Origin of the sequence: Pseudomonas sp. RW409, assembly GCF_003184125.1 — a bacterium.
Taxonomy (GTDB): domain Bacteria; phylum Pseudomonadota; class Gammaproteobacteria; order Pseudomonadales; family Pseudomonadaceae; genus Aquipseudomonas; species Aquipseudomonas chlororaphis_I.
In genome coordinates this window covers 130,335-150,977 of sequence record NZ_QHHP01000042.1, presented here as the reverse complement: position 1 = coordinate 150,977, position 20,643 = coordinate 130,335, and the positions used below count along the sequence as shown (strand labels likewise).

13 protein-coding genes are annotated in these 20,643 nt (G+C 58.4%); 7 read left to right on the top strand and 6 right to left on the bottom strand.

Annotated elements, in window-relative coordinates:
- Window positions 1-194: 194 nt before the first annotated feature.
- The 7 genes from DK261_RS27695 to DK261_RS27670 all read left to right on the top strand — a co-directional run bounded on the left by DK261_RS27695 (window position 195) and on the right by DK261_RS27670 (window position 4,963).
- Complete coding sequence (locus tag DK261_RS27695; protein WP_016702300.1) at window positions 195-383, top strand: hypothetical protein; 189 nt, start codon at window positions 195-197, stop codon at window positions 381-383.
- A 197-nt stretch (window positions 384-580) separates the two neighbouring features.
- Window positions 581-1,294 (top strand): TorF family putative porin, encoded by a 714-nt coding sequence (locus DK261_RS27690; protein WP_038630966.1) that lies wholly within the window; start codon window positions 581-583, stop codon window positions 1,292-1,294.
- A gap of 80 nt (window positions 1,295-1,374) precedes the next feature.
- A complete protein-coding gene (locus DK261_RS27685; RefSeq protein WP_038630964.1) occupies window positions 1,375-2,244 on the top strand; it encodes a DUF6279 family lipoprotein in 870 nt (289 codons plus the stop codon).
- 144 nt (window positions 2,245-2,388) lie between these two features.
- Window positions 2,389-3,126: a thioredoxin family protein gene (locus DK261_RS27680; RefSeq protein ID WP_009047621.1), complete on the top strand. Its 738-nt coding sequence runs from the start codon at window positions 2,389-2,391 to the stop codon at window positions 3,124-3,126.
- A gap of 131 nt (window positions 3,127-3,257) precedes the next feature.
- Window positions 3,258-4,205, top strand: a complete 948-nt coding sequence (locus tag DK261_RS27675) for a GyrI-like domain-containing protein (RefSeq protein ID WP_009047620.1) — start codon at window positions 3,258-3,260, stop codon at window positions 4,203-4,205.
- 98 nt (window positions 4,206-4,303) lie between these two features.
- Window positions 4,304-4,660 (top strand): hypothetical protein, encoded by a 357-nt coding sequence (locus tag DK261_RS32975; protein ID WP_144241827.1) that lies wholly within the window; start codon window positions 4,304-4,306, stop codon window positions 4,658-4,660.
- 30 nt (window positions 4,661-4,690) lie between these two features.
- Window positions 4,691-4,963, top strand: coding sequence for a hypothetical protein (locus tag DK261_RS27670; RefSeq protein ID WP_038630962.1), 273 nt, complete (start codon window positions 4,691-4,693; stop codon window positions 4,961-4,963).
- 155 nt (window positions 4,964-5,118) lie between these two features.
- Here the strand turns inward: DK261_RS27670 and DK261_RS27665 are convergent, their stop codons facing one another.
- The 6 genes from DK261_RS27665 to DK261_RS27640 form a co-directional block, all read right to left on the bottom strand.
- A complete protein-coding gene (locus tag DK261_RS27665) occupies window positions 5,119-5,529 on the bottom strand; it encodes a contact-dependent growth inhibition system immunity protein (protein ID WP_144241826.1) in 411 nt (136 codons plus the stop codon).
- A 68-nt stretch (window positions 5,530-5,597) separates the two neighbouring features.
- Window positions 5,598-6,236 (bottom strand): hypothetical protein, encoded by a 639-nt coding sequence (locus DK261_RS27660; RefSeq protein WP_038630960.1) that lies wholly within the window; start codon window positions 6,234-6,236, stop codon window positions 5,598-5,600.
- Window positions 6,237-6,652: 416 nt separating this feature from the next.
- Window positions 6,653-6,841: a hypothetical protein gene (locus tag DK261_RS27655; RefSeq protein WP_100208957.1), complete on the bottom strand. Its 189-nt coding sequence runs from the start codon at window positions 6,839-6,841 to the stop codon at window positions 6,653-6,655.
- Window positions 6,842-7,347: 506 nt separating this feature from the next.
- Complete coding sequence (locus tag DK261_RS27650) at window positions 7,348-7,713, bottom strand: hypothetical protein (protein ID WP_016702309.1); 366 nt, start codon at window positions 7,711-7,713, stop codon at window positions 7,348-7,350.
- Window positions 7,714-7,722: 9 nt separating this feature from the next.
- The gene (locus DK261_RS27645; RefSeq protein ID WP_232788608.1) at window positions 7,723-8,148 is read right to left on the bottom strand and encodes a hypothetical protein; all 426 of its coding nucleotides are present in this window, start codon (window positions 8,146-8,148) and stop codon (window positions 7,723-7,725) included.
- Between the two features lie 5 nt (window positions 8,149-8,153).
- On the bottom strand, window positions 8,154-20,643 hold a 12,490-nt coding region (locus DK261_RS27640), incomplete at its 5' end, for a hemagglutinin repeat-containing protein (RefSeq protein WP_218278191.1).

Below are 20,643 nucleotides of genomic sequence, written 5' to 3'. Positions count from 1 at the left end.
TTTGCCTCAGCGCCGCCGAGCAAGCCTTTCTTTTTGCCATTGTCTTTATTTAAAACAGCAGCTTATGGGGATATTCCCGAGATCAACTTAGGATTATTCGAGAGTTTTCCACTGTTATTCCAGGAGGATATTTACCAAGCAATTGTCAAGCATTTCATGTATGATGGCTGGCCAAATTAATTTCCTGAAGGTTAATGGCCGCCATGCGTGTAAAAGCATCCAACAGCAAAGCAAAGCCAGCTCCAGCCGTTGAAACCAGCGAATCGATCAACGATCAGATTGCTGCTTTCCTGAAATCCGGCGGCGAGATCCAGCAAATTGCCAAAGGCGTCAGCGGCCAGACTTTCGGCCCGTCCAAGCAGATCAGCCTGGGCAAGAAGTAATCCCCCCGCAACACCTCCTGGTCCCTATGCGCTTTGAGCCTCAAAGCGCTAGGACTAGAGTTCTGAGTCCTTCCCTCCTGTAAAAATCGACGAACGGCCCTCATCCCCGAGGTTTCGCCGGTATCCTTGCACACCTCTAGATCGAGCATTTCAGCAGGTTTCGCGGTTCCTGCTCCTCGCGTTTCATGGAGTGAAGCATGCTCAAACCCTCTCATGTGCTGCTTGCCAGCCTTCTCGCCAGCCCCTTGGTCCACGGGCAGATCTTCCAGCGCGAACTGGGGGATTTCGACCTCAAGCTCAGCAGCACCCCGAGCCGCAGCATGGCCCAGGGCCTGGTCAAACCCTCAGCCACCGGTTCGTTCCATGGCGGCCTGGACCTGACCCACGACAGTGGCTGGTACATCGGTCAGTGGTCGCCGAGCATGGGCCTGGGCGAGAGCGACCTGGAAGTGGACTCCTACCTGGGCTTCAAGCGCCCCTTCGATAAGACCCTGGGTTATGAAGTGGGGATGATCCAGTACAACCACCCGCAACTGGCCCCGCAGGACAGCCAGGAGTTCTACGGCGGCCTGACGCTGCTGGGCAGCCGCTTCGGCGCCGCGTTCAGCCAGGACCCGGACAAGCGCAACAGCACCCTGTTCGCCGACCTGGGCGGCAACCAGCCTTTCGGCATCGGCGTCAGCATCAAGTACACCACTCATCAGCTGGGCAACCCGGTTTCGGTGAGCAGCGGCTACGTCAGCAGTTTCAACGACTGGTCGATCAAGTTCTCCCGCCCCTGGATGGGCATCGACCTGAAACTGATCTACAGCGACTCCAGCCTCAACGGTAGCGATTGTTCGGCCTATTCTGGACATAACGCGCAATGCGACGGTCTGCTCACCTTCAAGGCCGAGCACTCGTTCTATTGAGCGGCTGAACTGCCGGAAGCGTTCCGGGTTCAGATAAGAACCCCATGCCTTACAACCCCAGGCCTTCGCAAGGACTTGCCATGTCGCGCCGGCTGCAACACCTCACCCTGCTACTGCTGCTGAGCCTGGTGCTGACCTCCTGCAATCGGGTCGGCCTGGCTTACCGCAACCTCGATGTGATCATTCCCTGGACGCTCAACGACTACCTGGAAATGAACCGCGAGCAGAAAATCTGGTTCAACGAGCGCCTCAAGGAACACCTGAGCTGGCATTGCGGCACGCAACTGCCCGGCTACCTGGACTACCTGGACCGCCTGCAGCAGATGCTCGAGCGCAATCAGGTCAACGATGCCGAGCTGCAAGAGTTCACCCGCGAAGCCAAGCAGGCCATTGCCCAGACCGCCCGCGCGATCGCGCCGTCGGCCATCGAGTTGTTGCGAGGCCTGGATGATCAACAGGTCGCGGAAATGAAGGCGGCCTTCGCCAAGGACATGCGCCAACGCCGCAGCAAATACCTCAAGTCACCACTGGAACAACAGATCAGGCTGCGCGCCGAACGCATGGACAAACGCCTGACTACCTGGCTCGGCTCCCTCACTCCCGAGCAGACCCGGCGGGTGGCGGACTGGTCGACGTCCCTCGGCGAACAGAACCAGCTCTGGCTTGCCAACCGGGCCAACTGGCAGGCGCAGTTCAGTGCCGCGCTGGAACAACGCCAGAACAGCGACTTCGACAAACGCATCGAGCGCCTGCTGGTGGATCGTGAAAGCTTCTGGACACCGGCTTATCGCCAGGCCTATGCCAACAGCGAACAGGCGTCGCGCAACCTGCTGGTGGACGTGATGGCCCAAAGCACGCCAACCCAGCGCAAGCATCTGCGCAACAAGCTGCAGAATGTGCGCAATGAATTCGAAGCGTTGAAATGCATGAGGACGGCACGCCAGAAGTAACGCCTGAATAGCCGTCCAGCGAGGTGGGGCTGGCGGGCGACCGTTGGGCGGAACCGTCCGGCGGCTGTCGATTTTCCCGCGGGTGAAACGACTAGCCTGTGTAGGCACTGTCGCCGCGCCACCTTTGCCGCAGGAGAAGACGTCATGCACCTCAACGATCATCCGGTCGTATCCCGGGAACAATGGATACAGGCCCGCAAGCAGCACCTGATTCACGAAAAGGCGTTCACCCGCCAGCGCGACCAGCTCAGCGCCGAGCGGCGCGCCCTGCCCTGGGTGAAAATCGACAAGCCCTACCGCTTCCAGGGCCCCCACGGCGAACTGAGCCTGGCCGACCTGTTCGGCGATCACAGCCAACTGGTGGTCTACCACTTCATGTTCGCCGAAGGCTGGGACGAAGGTTGCCCGGGCTGCTCCTTCCTCAGCGATCACATCGACGGCGCCAACCAGCACCTGGCTCACCACGACATCGCGCTGGTGGCGGTGTCCCACGCGCCCTTCGCCGAGTTCCAGGCGTTCAAGCGGCGCATGGGCTGGAAGTTCGACTGGGTCTCGTCCGCCGGCTGTGATTTCAACTATGACTTCGGGGTCTGCGCCCGGGCCGACGAGGTCGCCGCCGGCACCGCCACCTACAACTATGAAAAGACCGACGGCGCCGAAGAAGAGCTGCCCGGCCTCAGCGTGTTCTACCGCAATGAAGCCGGCGAGATCTTCCACACCTACTCCACCTACGCCCGTGGCCTGGACCTGCTGGTGGGGGCCTACAACTACCTGGACCTGACACCCAAGGGGCGCAATGAAGAGCAGATCATGGACTGGGTCAGGCACCATGATCGTTATGACGACAAACCGGCCGCCAGTTGCTGCCATGGCGGTTCCTGAGCGTTAGACCGAGATCGCGAACAAGCCCGCCCCTGTAGGAGCGAGCTTGCTCGCGATCTCGTCCGTCCTGTCACGACAAAAAAACCGGCCGGCGCAAACCCACCGTCTCGCCCCCGGCTAAACTTGGCTCCATGAGTTCTGCCTATCACAGCCTCCACGAATACACCCTGCGCATGAACCGGGTGCTGGAGCATATCGACCAACACCTGGACCAGCCGCTGGAGCTGGCCGAACTCGCGCAGGTCGCGCATTTTTCGCCCTTTCACTTCCATCGCCTGTTCACCGCCTGGGTCGGCGAAACCCTGGGCGACTACCTGCGCCGGCGGCGCCTGGCCTGTGCCGCCTATCAGCTGGCCAGTCATCCGGAATTGAGCATTCTGGAGGTGGCGCTGGAGGTCGGTTTCAGCTCCGGCGAAGCGTTCTCCCGGGCGTTCAAGCAGCATTTCTCGGTCACCCCGAGCACCTGGCGCAGCACCGAACCCAAGCGTTGGCACCGCCGCCTCAGCGACGTCCGCGAACGGCGCCTGCGCGAATTGAGCAATCCTGATCAGACGCACATCCCGGCCTTCGACGATCCTGACGCCTTCATCCACCTGAAGGAACTTACGATGAACGTCACCCTCAAGGAACTGCCACCGGTCCGCGTCGCCTACCTGCGCTACATCGGCCCCTACGGGCCAGGCATCGGCACCTTCTGGCGCGACACCGTCGCCCCCTGGATGGTCGAAAACGGCCTGCTGGGCCGTGCGCGCTACGGCATCGGCCACGACGATCCCTACGTCACCCCACCGGAAAAATGCCGCTACGACGCCTGCGTCGAAGTCCCCGTCGACTTCAAGGCCAGCGCCCCCGCCGTCGTCACCACCCTGCTCGGCGGCCTCTACGCCGTCGCCCACTACCAGGGCAAAGGCCCCGACATCGCCGACGCCTGGACCGAACTGTGCCGCGACTGGCTGCCCAAAAGCGGCATGCAGTTCGACGCCCGGCCAGCATTCGAGCGTTATCCGGTGGACGCGAAATACGACATGAAGACGGGGGAACTGGAGTGTGAGATCTGTATTCCGGTGAAGGCGTTGTAAGCCGCGCGGGGCGCGGGCGAAACGATACGGGGCAGCCTTGTGCTGCCCCGTTTTCTGTTCCTCAAGCATGCTCTAGAGGCTATTGCCCGGAGTCCTTTGTGGGAAGCCGTACTCTAGAAAGCGCACGGGGTGTTTTATTGAGTATTGGAGCTGCCCGCCAAGCCGACAGCTTCCTCCTGGGTGAATCAGAAAAGCCCTACAGCCTGCTGTGCACTCCCCTTATTCCCGCCAACCACAGTGCGATTTACAGTCGGTGGGTCGCCCAGATGGCGACCGGGTTTGGCGACCTGACACCAGAACAAATGCAAAACCTCCCGCTTGCAGGTATTTTTGCATCCGCACGATCGCTCTATGACGGCTGTGCGTGGGAGATCTTCGGGTCTGCCGGCTTTACCTCTGGTGTCGGTTCGCCAACCTGCGTACAGCTGTCACCCTCGTTTGGCGACGATGGGTGACGGTTCGGGCACTCAACCAGAGGTGAACCTATGAATCGATACATGCCGATTACTGGCCACGACTGCAATATTCCCTACCTGCTGATCGACACCCAAGCACCTGTCGATGTGCTTCACGATGCAGCGACTTATCGCATTCGTGCGGTGACTCAGTTGTTGGAAAACTTTGTGGAACCTGAAAATGCTAGAAGCCACCCTATGGTTCTTCAGGAGTTGACGTTGGTCTGCACTATTCTGTTGCGTGACGGTTGCGATCTTCTAGATGTAACAGGGCGAAAATTAAAAGAGCAGATTTCGGCCTAAACAATAGCGGGCGATCTTAAAGTCGCCCGTTTTCCCTTTCGAGATTTAAGCCATTCAATTGTTAGCCCCCACACCCATCTTTAAAACTAATCAAACCTTAGCATCACCCGACCTGCGCCTTGGGTTAGACCACACGAACCAAATGGCTAGCCAACTTATTTAATCAATGCCTCTCGCAATTTAACTTCCAACCCCTTAGCCACAAGCAACGTCTCAGGCTCCTCTCCCAACAAATGTTCGCCATCAACAAGAACAGATAAAAGCCTTTGAGCCAAAAGTTTATTATCAAACCAATAGATTGATGGCAAATCATTGATCAAGGCCAGCAACTCCCCATCATCAAAGAAACCTGAGAGCAGGTTCTTAGAAAGAATATCAATAGCAATTGGCAGTAATTCTAATGAGAATAAATCCTGCCTCAAAGCCCGACATAGATCCTCAAGCCCAAGCTTTTCAATAGGTATATCGCGAACGGACAAGTACCACTGAGTCAAGGATGAAGGCTCGCTTTCCGGCTGCCACTTAGAGTCCATACCGGCCGATATTGAACGAAATGTCTTTCTCATATCTTCAGTAGTCCAATAGTACCTTTTGCACAGGAGCCGACCTGACCCTTGCCTCCCACTTACTGGAGTCAACCCTGGACTGTTGGTCTGAAATCATCAATCGTCTTGTTTTTTTCTTTCAACAGAGACATGACGAACTCAGGATCAAAACCCATCAACAATTCGATAGCATCGTAAATCTTCCAACGATGTATTTCTGGATGATCAATTATCGAAACAAGGTGCTGTTTAATAGGAGGTACATACTCCAGGTATCTTTCACGCTTCACGAAAGCAAACGCATCGGCTATTTCAAAAGGTTTGCTGCCCGCCAACGCTATGATTTTCGACAAGGGTGAGTAGACCTGGGTTCTCGCCACCTCTCTTCCCCCCCTGTCAGCCATATTGGCAAAATACATGGTCACGGCCATAAGTATCTGACGATAAGTATCATCGTATCCATGCAGTCTATGAGAATAGATGCCTTCGATAATTTCGGGGCTTTCCATGTTCTTCTCCAAGGCAACCAGGCCTTCATGCCCCCCCCAACTGGTCAATAACTTCGCAGCCAGGAAACGCACCACGTCATTATCTGCGTGACGAAGCAAATCCATCACAGCATCCATTCTTTCCTGCGGAATATCCTCCGGGTCCAAGTCTCCTGCATCAGCTGCATAATCTGCATGCTCCGGAATGCTATTAAGCAGGTCGTTTGTTTTCCGATCCATGACAAATACCTATTTATCGATAAATTTAATATAGCCGGCCGGGGCGCAGCCCTTGATCAAGCACTCTCCATCACGCGTGGCGTTGCTCAAGCCTGCCTCTGCCCTCATCAATAAAGTCTCATTTCTCGTGTGAAAGGTTGTTCGTGTATTTCTCCCGCATCTGCCCTTGATTGCAACTCGGCCGCGATTTCATGGTTGTTCAAGAACCTGGTATTTGGTAATACACCGGAATCAATATCCTGCTGCAATCGCTTCACGTCGATTTCGATTTGATGCGTACCGTAGTCCTTAGGATTCGAGGCAGCGCTCGGGTCGGTTACGGAGATGTTTTGCGGGGCTTTAGGTAACTAAGAATTTTAGAGTTAAATCATGAAGGGCGTCTGGTGATTACGGCAAGACAAATACAACACCCCAGTTCAAGAGCTGAGGTTGCCCTGCCCTGAAAATACTTGACGAACATATTGGGTTAATCCGACCAAGTCTTCAAAAGAAATAGGGCCAAACTCCGGCTCATATTCAGAAAGATAGTCCTCAGGCGACAAACCCAAAGCCCCAGCCTTAGTCTCTACCTCTTTAATTCGCGCAGGCTCTATCACCCAATTCATGCCAGGAAACGCATGGCGCTCATACCCTGTCAAGACCCAATCTATCAGACCTTTATATAAACTAACCGCCCCCCTCAAAGTAGAAACAATACGATCATCCTCTCTTCCAAATCGAAAGGATACATACGGAGGAAGACTCGAGCGATCCTATCTTTCAAAGTGATCTTTCACCCACACCTCTGGCTTGCGCTGCCTATACTCAAGCGCACTCAAATCATAAAGTACATTCAGCAACTCACCTTCTGCATCTAAAACCCTAACAAGGATCATTATTGCAGCCCTTTAACCTTATCCGATATCAATATTCCATCAGAATTGATATTTCTGATATGTTGCTCCCAATCGTTTTACAGCATCCTTGGTTATTCGCTCGACATACCGCTCCATTGACTGGCGTACCATCTAGCTTGAAAAGCCTACTAATCTGGCCAGCATTTGCCTGCCCCCCTCCAAAAGATTACTTGCATTACATGGTACGGACGGAGGATTGACTCCTTTTGCACCAACTACCCAAAGCGCTTAATCAAATACTCCCTATATCTTTTGGGTGAGGCATCAATCAACCTCGCAACATTTTGTCCACCGACAGAATACACATCAACTACAGCCTCAACAAAGTAATACTGCTCCCCTGGCAACTCGCTCAGAACTTCACTATTCGATTCAACAAAGAAAATCATTTCTTCAAAAGATCGAAGATGGGCAAGGTAGCGAGCGATCTCCTCGTATGCTGATATATACAAATTGCTTTCTATAACTCCCTGAACACCATCAAACCCCTCAAGTATTTCAAGAAGTTCCCCCTCAGAAACAAGACACAAAGAGAGCAACCAATTCACAAAGCCAGCAAATACCTTAGCGCTTGAGTGCATTATTCAAGTCTAAACATCATTACTTACATCTACATTCTCAGAAACACTCACCGATAACACATGAAGAACATTTTTAATTTCATCCGGCAATTCCTGAAACTTTTTAAACCCTTTAGGCCTAGCTATCAGCTTATAACCAGCATCACTCACATCGTAACTAAACAAACCTCTTTTCGCCATTTCCACAAACGACTGCAAATAACGATCACGCTGAGCAGCAGAATTAAATTCCTGCAAATTTCTTTCAACAACTTCAAACTCAAAACCATCAGTCAACGAATAAAAATAATCATAAATAACTTCATATTCAAAAACTGACTTCCTTATCGCTACAGGAACAAATCCTCGGCCTCCACTCGCAAAATGCGCAAGCAGCCCATCTTGGCAGCAAGCAAACCAATCCAAATCATTAGTTTCTAAAAACTCATCATCCATCTCCATCATTCCGCTCCAAAAATATTAGTACAGTTTTCACAACGAGGAACAACCTCTCCCGTTCTTGGACGAATAGCAGGAGTAAATTTAATATCGTTAAGCTTAAGAGCAGGATTACTCAAAAGCAGTTCATTAGCAGCTCTAAACTCAGCACAACGCCCTAGAGTGTTTCCACATGCAGTTTTAACACCCAAGCCTCCCAACTTATCTGCATACATCTGTAATTCAGGTGCAATTTTAGTCGGTACTTTCCCGCTGGACATGGTGACTATTTTTCCTGTCAATGGATCTACGGCACCAATCGCGGTTGGCGGTTTATATTTATCAAACGTCCTGATGTATTGCTCTAATTGTTTACTAGCATCATCTAGGAGCTTAGCTGTTCCTCCTCCCACGCTTGTACCGAAGCTTGCATCATTAGCTGCAGCTTTGCCAGTACCTACAGTTTTCGTTTCCCCAGACACCAAGTCGAGTGCTGCTCCCTTCGCAGCTTCACCACCTGATGATCGAGTTTCAGGAACAGCCGCCTTAACCCCATAGAAACCTGCAAGGGTTGAAGTCACTGCCTGCAGGGTCATCGCCAAGTCATAACGCTGCTCAATTTCCTCTCGACTTCTCCCCGACTCTTTAACGATTGCGGTTATAGCAGAGTCCCGGGTAATGCTCCCAGAATCTAACCCTCTCAATACCCTCTCAACGTTAGCAGCGTCGTTCGGAAACAAATCTTTATAAAGCAGTGAATAGCTAACATTTTGACCATATTGCGCTAACGCACTATTTGCCAACGCAACTAGACGTCCACACTCCGCTCCAGCCTTATTGCCCGCAGTACAAGCTGCACGGATTGCAGAATCTCTATCTTGGTCAAGCTTGTTTATAGCTACTAATTCTTTGACTTCCTCAGATGTAATTGTGCCTTGACGCTCTTTAGCTAATAGATCTTTCTTTTTCTGAGCCTCGCGCACACTAAGATAATTATTCTCAACCGCATTCTTCCCAACCTGAGCCGCCGCCACCGCATTCAGCGCATCCTTGCCCACAGCAGAGCCCGCAATACCCGCCGCCAATGTCGACAACGCGGAGATCGTTTGCTTCTGCTCCGGCGTCAGCTCTTCGTTGCTGACGTCGCCATACAGCTGGCTGCGGATCAACTTCGCCGTGACCTCAGCGGCTACAGCGCCACCTGCCCCTGCCAGTGCCGAGTTACCGCCGGCCCTGGCCAGCACTGCGCCCAGCACCGCGTGAGCCATGAGGTTCGCGGCGGCATCGCCCTCGGTCATTTCCTTCACTGTCCGTGCCAGATACGGCGCCGCTGCCCCCGCAGCGGCCGCTCCGATATTCCCACCTGCAATCCCCTGCACGATGGCCGACACAACCTGGGTGGTGCGCTGGAAGCTGCTTCCCACACCGTAATCTTGCTGGACCTGCTGCCTTACCTGATCGGTTGTCGGGTTGACGATCCCCTTGTCCAGTAACTTTTGCCGCGCCGTTTTCGCCGTGTCGCTATTGGCATCTTCTGCCTCGCGGATTTTGTCTGTAGCGATGGTATTGCCAATGCTTTGCGCCAGCGCCACCGAACTGGTGATCAGCTCCATACGCTCGCGCATGGCCTTTTCATCGGGTTTGTCGAGTTTCTTGTTGGCATTGGCCGTGTCGCGATTGAGGCCAACCAAGTCATTGGCGCCCTCAGGATTGCGCACGATAATCGTGCCCTCGCTGACCGCTGACTGGGTCCGGCTATGGTCCGACTCATTGAGCGCCATGCCCATCGGAGCCCCCAGTGTCGTGCCTCCCGAGCCACTGGAAACACTGGCGCTGGCCGATGTGCTTTTGATTTCGCTGGTGTTCTTGATGTCGCTGAGCAGCAACCGATCAGTGATCAGCAGGTTCTTGTCGGCAGAGGCCTCACTCGCGATGACGGCGCCTTGCAAGGTGGTGTTCTTGCCGACATCGATCGTGTAGCCGCCCTTGCCCGCATACAGACCACTCTGGTCAGTGACCCCCTTGTAATCGCTGCTCATGTTGCCGGCGGACATGCTCCCGGACGCCGTGACCATCGAGCCGTAGCAGAACGGCGGTACGCAAATGCTCGCGCCAAAACCAGCGCTGCTTTGCTTGCTCTTCTGCGTCTCGGTGTCCTGCCGTGAAGCGATGTTGAGATTGCCGCCGACATCTGCCTGGATGCTGTCGGCATGTACCTGGGCGCCGGCCAAGGTCGTGTCCTTGCCGCTGTTCAGGACCAGTGCACCGGTTTCCAGCGTGCTGTTGACCTGAGTGACCGAGCTGCCCGAACCCATGCCTTTGGCGATCTGTGCCCCCAGGTCCAGGGTGAAACCGTTTTGCTCACCGATGTTGAAGCTGGCACCGATGCTGGTTTTGTTGTTTTTACTGTCGTTTTTTCTCTCAGTGGTGTTCTGCGCACTTTCCAGGGTGATGTCGTTTTTGGCCACCAGCGTGGTACTGCCTGCCTTCAGGTCGCTGCCCACCACATGGATATCGCCTTGGGTATCAGGTGCCTTACCCGTTGCCACGATAGACAGCTCTTTACCCACATTGAGCGTGCTTTGCTTGGCAGTTTCACTGGTGTATTCGCTGGTGCTCTTGCTGTGGGTATTGGCAAGCTCAGTACCGATTTTGATCAACGAACCATTGCTGGCCGTCCCACCTTGCTTGTCTTTGAAACCGGAACTCTGACCATTGGCATCCGAGGCGTACCCGCCAAGGTTGTAGGCATCCATGGCGACCTGGGCCAGCTTCACGGCCTTGAGGCGCGGGTCATCCGCCTCTTTTGCGGCCTTGACCCCATCACGAATACTCCGTGCAGTATCCACAACGGTGCCGCCGATCACACGCCCCACGGCAAGGCTCTTGGACTTGTCGGTAGAGCTCTGGCTAGCGCTCTCCATACCCGCGGTAATGGTGACATTGGAACCTTTAAGGGCCATATCCTTGGTGCTGACCAAATCACTGGCCACCACCTTCAACTCACGCCCCGCCTCAAGCTTCACACTGCCTTCGCTCGAACCCACGGTACTGCCGGTCAAGGTGGTTTGCGCCGCCTTGCCGGTGTGGTTACTGCTGCTGATCGACAAGTGCTGGTTGCCGGTGATGTCGTCCACGCCCAGGTTGTTGGCGGTGAGCACGCCCATCAGGTCGCGGTTTTTCTGCTTGTGCAACTCGCTACGGGTGAAGGTATTTTCAGCCGCGTCGATGGTCAGGTCATTGCCGGCCTGTACGCTCAGGTCTTTGGTGCTGACCAGCGCGGAACCAGTAACGGTGGCATCGTGCTTGGCAACCACGTCCACGGTGTTGCCGGAAATGATGCTGCCGACCGCCTTGGTCTGGGTTTCCGCCAGTTTGTCCTGGACCTTGCTGGCCTTCAGGCCGCCCCAGCTGCTTTTGCTTTTACTGCTCTCGTGGCGCGCGCTGTTGGAGTCGCTGACGGCCAGGATTTGCACGTCATTACCCGCCGTCAGCCGGGCAGCGCCTTTGTCTGCTGCGACTTCGCTGCCTTTGACCAACAAGTCGTTGCCAGCGATCAACACGCTGTTATTACCCGAGGTGACTGAACTGGCGATGTTGGTGGTGCTAGCCACCTCATCAAGCCGACTCTTCTTGCCCGACGAACTCTTCTTGGTCTTGCTGTAGAAGCTGTAGTTGCTGTCCTCCGCGGACTCCAGCGCCAGGTTGCCGCCGGCCACCAGATACGCCTCATCCCCCGCACTCACCCGGCTGGCAATCAGCTCCAGATCCTTGCCGGCACTGAGGGCCACGCTGCCACCCGCGGTCACCGCCGTGGAGACCTGGCTGACCTTGTCGGACTGGCCCTTGTACTTCTTGGAACTGGAGTACGAGTGCTGCTCGTCCGCCGCCGAGGCCAGGGTCAGGTTGCCGGTGGCGGCCATGGCGAGGTTGCGTTTGGCGTCGATCTGGCTGGCGATGGCCGACAGATCGCGGCCGCTGTTGATTGTCAGGTCGCGACCGCTGGTGAGCACCGAGCCGTGCTGGCTGGTGCTGGTGTGCAGGGAGTTGGTCCGAGTCTCGTTGTCCTGCTGTTCGACAGCGGTAAGGTTGGCATCCCGGCCGGCGTTGATGGTGGTGTCGCGCGCGGCTTGCAGCACGCCAGCGGCGTTGTTGAAGTCACGACCGGCCTTGAGCGTCAGGTCGTTGGCGGCTTCGATACGCGCGGCGCTGTCGAGGAAGTCACGCCGTTGTTGCAGATCGCCGCCGCTGTTCTGGTGGCTGGTGACCGTGCGTTCATTGATCAGGTCGCCGTTGAGCGCGCTCAGGTTCACATCGCGACCGGCGATGATACCGCCCGCCTTGTTCACCAGGTTGTTGCCCGCCAGCAGGTCCAGGCGATTGCCGGCTGCGATCAGCCCGCTGTTGACCAGGTCGTTGCCGGCCTTGGCCGAGAGGTTGTTGGTGGCGCGCAGGGTGCCGGCGTTGAGCAGGTCCTTGCCGGCGATCAGGCTGATGTCCTGCCCGGCGATCAGCGCGCCGTTGGCGGCCAGGCGGTTGTTGGCGTGGGCCATGTACAGCACCGGCACCAGCACGTTCTCGCCATTCACCTGATGCGATTCGAGCCAGACGATGTCGTGGGTCAGGGCCGCGACCTGCTCGGAGGTCAGCGAGGTGCCGATCGCCAGGTTGAGCTGCTGCTTGCTCTGCAGCGCGTTATCCATCAGGTACTTGAACAGTTTCTCGTCGGAGTTCTGGCCGTCGATGAAACGTTGGCCGGTGCGGGCGACCACCGCCTGCTGGATCAGCCGTTGTTCGTAGAAACCGTCGCCCAGGCGCTTCCAGCTGTTGTCGGGGTTGTAACCCAGGTTCGACAGCAGGTAGTCCGAGCTCATGAACTGTTTCTGGTTGGTCAGCACCGGGTTGGTTTCAACCAGGTATTTGTGCGCTTGAGGGGGATTGTCGAGCGTCGGGATACCCTGGACCCGCACAATGCTGCCTTGCACCTGTTGCGCTGGGGTACGGCTGTATACCGGCCCCTGAGCAGTCGTTCCACTGTCTATCGGGGTCGTGACGCTAATCGTCGGCAGGCTGGCATCGACGCCAGGCTGCACCGCACCAACCTGCGCCAGCTTGCGCTCAGTCGCCGCCACCGGGGCCACCGAATCGACCTGGAGCGCCCGCGCCTGACTCTGGGCCAGGTTCTGCTCGCGCTCGGCGAATCTCAGGCTGATGCTGCCCATGCTCCAGTCCATCGGTGCCGGGTTGCGCTGGGTCGCCGCGGTGTCGCCGGCTCCTTCGCTGCTCAGGCGGAACAGGCCGTGTTGCCCGACCGGCAACGTGAAGCCTGGCAGGGCCAAGGGGTTGACCTGCTGCTTGGCCAGGTCCGGCGGCAATTGCGAGTTGATGTAGATCGGCGTCGAATACTGACTGCCCGCCGAGGTGTCGCCGGTCTTCTTGCCACCACCGACATAGGCGTAATAACCACGTACCACGCCGTTGTCGATCTTCTCCGAGGCGTTGAGCTGGACGCTGGCGCCGGACTGGATAATGGCGTCGAAGCGCTTGCCGTCGCTGCTGTCCAGGGTCTTGGTACCGCCACCGGCCAGTTTTCGGGTACCGGTCATCAGGGCGTTGAACCGCGCCAGGTCGGCTTCGAAGGTACTGGAGGGCTTTGCGCCATTTTTGGCATTGAAGTCAGCCACCGCGGCGACCGCGCCCTGGTACTCATCCACGTGGTTGTATTTGATGGTGGTGGTTTCAATGTCCTGAGGCACCACCCCCTGGTTCTTGATGCTGACGGCATTGATCGCCAGGTTGCCGGAGGAAGCGATAACACTGCTTTCGTTGCTCAGCTCCTGGGCACCGATGTTCAGCTGCCCGCCGCTGGAGATACTGGAAGCCGCCGTACTGGCGGTCACCTGCAGGCGATCACGCTCGGTGAGCTGCCAGACCGCATTGCGCCGATTGCCATGTTTCTTGACATGGCATACGCCAAAGGGGCCGCATGGCAGTTCGACGATGCTGGCGTAGTACTTCTCGTGTTCCGAGTAGGTGAGGATGTCCATGACGTTCTTCACGGTCATGGCGCGAATGGTCATGTTGCCCAGGCTTTCGATCGTGCCGGAGCGGTTTTCCAGCAGGCTCGACTGGGCCTGCCCGGCATTGGCGGCCACCAGCAGGCTGCCCATGCTGTAAACGTCGGCATAGCGATTGCTGAAGCTGTTGCCCAGCAACTGCATGTCGCCGCCGCTGAAGATCGAGCTGTGTTCGGCATCGCTGACACCGGAATTGAGCAGCGTCCCGAAATTGAGGGTCAGCGCCCCGGCGCTGCCGAGGGAGCCATAGTTATTGATCGCCCCGGCATTGACCGTCAGCCCCTGGGTGGAGCTCAGGCGTCCGCGATTGGTGAGCACCCCGCCGACATTGATCCGGGTGTTGCCACCACCGGCGATAGTCGCGGAGCCTGGCAGGTCGAGCTGGGCGGCGCCGAAGCTCATGTCGCCCAGGCTGGTCAATCGGCCGTTGCCACCGTAGGCACCGGACAGTTGCAGGCTCAGGCTGCCGTCACTGGCGATCAGGCCATCGTTGGTCCAGTTGCCGCCACCGCCTTCGAAGCTGTCGGAGGCCAGCAGTTGGCCGCTGGCACTCTGGTAGAAGTTGTTGACATTGACCTTCAGACGCCCGGCCTGGATGACGCTGGTGTTGCTCCACGAATCGGCCGCGAGGGTCAGCCCCCCTTGGGTGACCAGGGTGCCGCCCGCCCCGCTGACGTTGGCCATCGAGATATCGAATTGCCCTTTGCCGGAGTGCAGCAGGGTACCGCCGGCATTCTGCAAGCTCGTCGCGTTGAGGCCCAGGTCGGTACTGGCCACTTCGATGCGGCCGTTACGGTTGTCCAGCAAGCCGCCGATCTGGAACAGGCTCTTGCCGCCGCTCCCTGCGGCCCGTAGCTGACCCTGAGCGTTGTCGATACTGGCCGCACGAATAAGCAGCGAGGTGTCACTCTCGATAACCCCCAAACGGTTATTCAATGCACCGCTCAAGCCGAGATCGATGCCTTGACCGGCGACCTGCCCGCCTTTGTCGCCGCCGTTGTCGAACGTAGTCGCAGTGACGCCAAGCTGGCCGCTGGCGTAAAGCCCGCCATTGCGGTTATCGAAGCCGGCGGTGTTGACGATGACATCGCCCTGGCGCGCGGCAATGCGGCCCCCGTTGTTGTTCAGCCCGGCCAAGGCACGCAGGTTCAAGCGCTGGGCTTCGATCACGCCACGCTGGCGTTGGTCGTTCAGGTCATAACCGTTGAGCAGCACGCCACTGATGTGGGTTTCAAGCGCGCCCTTGAGGCTCGACAGCACCCCGCCACGGTTGTCGACGCTGGCCGCGGTAATACTGACCGCGCCGTCCTGACCGATGACCTTGCCGCCCTGGTTGTTGAAGTCGCCGCTGATGTTCAGCGTCAGGCCGTTCTGGCTTTGCACCGCGGCCTTGCTGTTATCGAGGCTGGCAGCCGTCAGCTCAAGACCCGCATCACGGCTGTAAATCAAACCGCCCTGAGCATTCTGGACAGCTCCCGCGACACCCAGCGTGGCTTGCTGATTGGCCGCCACGGTGCCGTGGTCACGGTTGTCCAGGCTGTCGGCATTGAAGGTCAACAGATCCTGGCCGATCAGTTTGCCGCCGCGGTTATCGACGTGGGCCGCGTGCTTGAGTAACAAGGCCCCGTCACTGCTGAGGGTACCCAGGGCGTTGTCCAGGTTACCCGCCACATCCAGGGTCAGGGCACCTTTTGTCGCCAGGCTGCCGCCACTGTTGTCCAGGCTGCCGGCGCGCAGATCGACCGATTGCAACGCACTGAGGTTGCCGGCCTTGTTGTTCAAGGTTGCCGCCTTGAGATCAAGCGTGGCACCGCTGTCGAGCAGACCGCCGCCCGCGTTATTCAGCAGGCCGGCGACCGTGAGCGTCTGGCCGCCGACACTGGAGACCACCCCTTCGCCGCTGTTGTCCAGGCTCGCGGCGCTCAGTTTGAGCGTGCCATTGCTGGCCAGGGCGCCGGCGCCGCTGTTCAGCAGGGCGCCGCTGACATCAACGGCCAGGTTGCCCTCCTTGCTGGAGAGCGTCCCGTGGTTGCGGTTGTCCAGGCTCCCCGCCTCGACGGTCAGGCCCTTGATCCCCGACACCAGGCCATTGGCATTCAGCAACTGGCCGGACACGACACCCAGTGCCGCCTCACTGATCAACTTGCCTTGGCTGTTATCCAGCGTGCGGCCCGTCAGCGTGAAGCCTTGACGACTGGACAATGTCCCCTGCTGGTTCTTCAGGTCCTGCAGTTGCTTGATGCTCAACAAGCCTTTGGCATTCAGCTTGCCGAGGCTGTTGTCGAGATCGCCATTGGCCAGGTCCAGGGTCACCGCGCCGTCGCCCAACAGGCGACCGCCACGCTGCGTCAGCCCCGTGACCTTGAGGTTCATGTCACCCTTGGCCGATACCTCGCCGGCATCGCTCGAGTCCAACTGGTGCGCGGTCAGCTCCAGCGCGCCTTTACTGTTGATCAGCCCGCTGTCCGTGTTGTTCAGCGCCTTGGCCGACAGGTTCAGCCAGTCACCGGCCAGAACGGAACCGTGACGGTTGTTCAAGTCACCGCTGGCGATGCTCAAGCCGTTGATGGCGTTGATCAGCCCCTGGTCCTGGTTGGTCAATGACCCCTGTACCGTCAGTTTCAGCCCGGAACGGCTGGTCAATGCGCCGGCGCTGTTATCCAGGCTGGCGGCCTCTACCTCCAGCGCCGAGGCACCGATCTTGCCCTTGATGGAGCTGAGCGCCTGTTCGACCCGCAGGGTCAATGCCTGGTTGCCGAGCAACTGGCCGCCGTCGTTGTTCAGGCTCTTGGCGTTGAGTTCGTAGGTCGCGTCGCTGGAGATTTCGCCGTTGCGGTTATCGACGTCACTGAGGTTTTTCAGCAGCAGCGCACCCGGTGCGTGAATGAAGCCGCCCTGGTTGTTCAGCCGCCCCCGATTCAGGTCCAGGCTCAGGCTGGTGTTGCTGAACAGACTGCCTCCCTGCTGTTCGAGGCTGCTGACCTTCGCGGTCAGTGCCTTGTCACTGCCGATGCGCCCGGCCGCGTTGGTCAGTTTTGCCGCCGTCAGGTCCAGGGTGTCGCCACTGTCGAGGCTGCCGGCCTGGCTGTTATCGAAGTCACCGGTGGTGACCTGTACCGCGCCCTTGCCGCTGATCACGCCTTTGTGGCTGTTGTCCAGGCTGGCGCTGCGCAACTGCACGCCGCCCTCGCTCACCAGCTTGCCGCCCACGTTGGTCAAGGCGCCACGAGCGCCGAGGTCCAGCGCAGCAGCGCTCATGAGACGACCGTCGCTGTTGTCCAGGGCTGCCGCAGCCACATCAAGGGTGCTCTGGCTATCGATCAGCCCTTGGTTGTTTTGCAGGTCGCCCTTGAGGGTGAGGTCCAGGCCTTGCTGGCTTTTGATTTTCCCACTGCGGTTATCGATACGCCCGCCCGTGATCGTCAGGTCGGCCAGCGCATTGATAAAGCCGGCATCCTGGTTGATCACCTCATCGACCTTGAGCGTCAGCCTGTCATGGGCCTCGACCAGACCCTGGTCGCTGTTATCCAGCTGCTTGCCTGTCAAGCTCAGACCGGCCTGGGTAGAAAGCTCGCCGCCTCGGTTATCGAGCGTATCGACCTTGAGTTTCAGCGCTTTTGTCGCCCCTACCAGACCGCCTTGGCGGTTATCCAGGCTCGCCCCCGTCAGGTCCAGCGCGCCAGTGGCGATCAACTTGCCGCCCTGGTTGTTCAGGGTGCCGATGTGCGCGGTCACATCCTGTTTGCCGGAGATATCGGCAGCGCGGTTGTCCAGGCTGGCGGCGGTGAGCAGCAACGCTCCGTCGGCAACAACGGTGCCGCGCTGGTTAGCAAAAGCCGTATCGACCTTCAGGTCCAGGTCACCGGTCGTGCTGAGCAGGCCATCCGTGTTGTCCAGGCTGGCGCTGTGGCTGTCGATGGAACTGGCGCTGACCAGGCCCTTCACGTTGTTCAGGGCCTCGGCGATGCGCAGTGTCAGCCCCTGGTCACTGATCAGTTTGGCACCGTTGTTGTCCAGGCTTTGCGCTTTCAGGCTGAAAGCCCGGGCGCTGGAAATCTCACCCTTTTGGTTGTCGACACCCTTCAGGTTCTTGAGCAGCAGGGCTCCCGGCGAATGGATGTAGCCGCTCTGGTTATTGAGCTGTCCGTTGTTCAGGTCCAGGCTCAGGGCGGCCTCGCTGAACAGCTCCCCGTGTTGCTGATCGAGCCCGGTCACGCTGGCCGTGAGGTCCTGTGCGCTGCTGATGCTGCCATCGGCGTTATTGACCTGGGTGGCGATCAGGCCAAGTCTGCTTTCACTGCGCAGGCTTCCACCCTGGCTGTTGTTGAAGGTCGTCGCGGTGATTTGCGTGGCGTGCTTGCCGGACAGCAGGCCCTTCTGGCTGTTATCGAGAGGGCCACTGGCAACAGTCAGGCCCTTCTCGGACTTGATGGAGCCGCCCTGATTGAGCAGTTCGCCACGGCTGGTGATCGACAGGTCTTCCACGCTCTCGATACGGCCGGCGGTGTTCGTCAGTTTGCTGGTGCCCAGGGTCAAGGAGCGGTCGCTGTGGACCCGCCCGCGGGTGTTGTCGAGCCCACCGGCCAGGGTGATCTGCAGCCCGTTGTGGCTGTCGATCTCGCCATCGGTGTTATCCAGGCTCTGGCTGTTCAGCGTCGTGGTGCCCTTGCCCTGGATCAGCCCCTTGCTCTGATTGATAAGACGGGCAACCTTCAGCTGCAGATCGCCACCGACCAGGACTCTGCCGCCGTCACTGTTGTCGAGTTGCTGGCCGGCAATTTCAGTGGTGATTCCGCTGGACAGTTTTCCGGCGCGGTTGTCGATGCCCTGAACCTCGAGCTTCAGCGCTTTTGTCGCCGCGACCAGGCTGTTGTCACGGTTGTCGAGAACACTGCCGATCAGCGTCAGGTTGCCTTGCGCCACCAGGGTGCCGCCCTGCTGTTGGAGGGTGTCGACAGTCGCATGTACGTCGCCTTGGCTGGCGATCCGCCCCAAGGCGTTTTGCACGTTCTGGGCCTTCAGCGTCACCGGGCCAACGGCGCTGAGCAAGCCGCCGCGGTTGTCCAGGTGGGTACCGGTCAGGCCGATCCCTGCCTGGCTGGTGATCACGCCTTTGTCGCGATTGTCGAGTTGGCGCACATCGAGCTGCAGGTGCTTGTCGGCGCGTACCTTGCCCCCGCGGTTGTCCAGCAAAGCCGTGTCCAGGGTCAGGCGATCCTGGCCGGTCAGGCTGCCGCCACGGTTGTCGAGACTGCCAGCCTGCAGGTCCACCACACCCTTGGCGCCCAGGTCTCCTGCGCTCTGGTTATCGAACAGGCCCGCGATCCGCGTGGTCAGGCTGCCATCGCTGGCCAGGCTGCCTGCATGGCGGTTATCCAGGCTGGCGGCGCTGATGCTCACACGCTTGGCGGAACCCAGGACACCGCCCTGGTTGTTCAGGGCGCCGCTCAAACCGATGTTCAATGCCACGTCACCGCTGACCTGACCGTCGCTGTTGTCCAGGCTGTTGGCCGTCAGGGTGGTGATGCCGGCGCTGGAGACTTCGCCATCGTGGTTATTCAGATGGCCCAATGTGGCGCTGAGATTGCCGTCGCCGCTGATCAGGCCCCGGCCGTTGAGCACCTGACCGGCCTTGAGATCGATGCTGCCGCTGCTCAGCACCCGCCCCTTGCTCTGGTTATCCAGGGTCGCGGCGCTGACGTTGGCGCTCTGCCCGGCACTCAAGGTGCCGCCCTGGTTGTTCAGGGTTTGCACAGTGTTGACCGTCAGGTTGCGGCTGGCGATCACGCTCTTGCCGCTGTTGTCGAGGTGCTGCGCGCTCAGGCTGACATCGCCATTGGCATTGCGGCTGTTGCCGGTTTCGACCCCGGCTTCGATGATGCCGCTGTTGCTCAGGCGGCCGCCGGCGCTCAGGCTGATGCTGTCGCGCGCAGTCAGGTTTTGTCGGTTGTTCAGGTCGCCCTGGGTCTGCACATCGAGCGTGCTGCCGGCATGGACCGGACCTTGGGCCTCCAGACTCGCCGCCTTGACCTTGATCGCCGTATTGGCCGAGGCCTGCATCAGGCTCAGGTGGCCGTTGGCATCGAGCTGGATATCGCCGCCACTGGCGATCAGCTTGCCGTCGAGTTTTACCCCCACGCCCGCTTCAGTTCCCACCAGCTTGATCGCCCCGGCATACATCCCGCCCAGGGCCGAAGAGTCGATCGCCAGTTCCGGCTTGGCGCTGCCGTCGTCGGCACGTGCTGTGGCGTTCAGTGTCTGGGCGTTGACGTCGTTGCGCCCGGTGACGATCGTCAGGTTTTTCGCCTGGATCTCGGCGTTGATCTTGGCGCTGCGGGTGATGATTTCGAAGCGGTCGACGTTGTTGGCGTTGAGCGTCGCGCCCTCGATGGTCACCTGCCCCTGATCGACCTGATAACGGCTGAGCTGGCCGTTT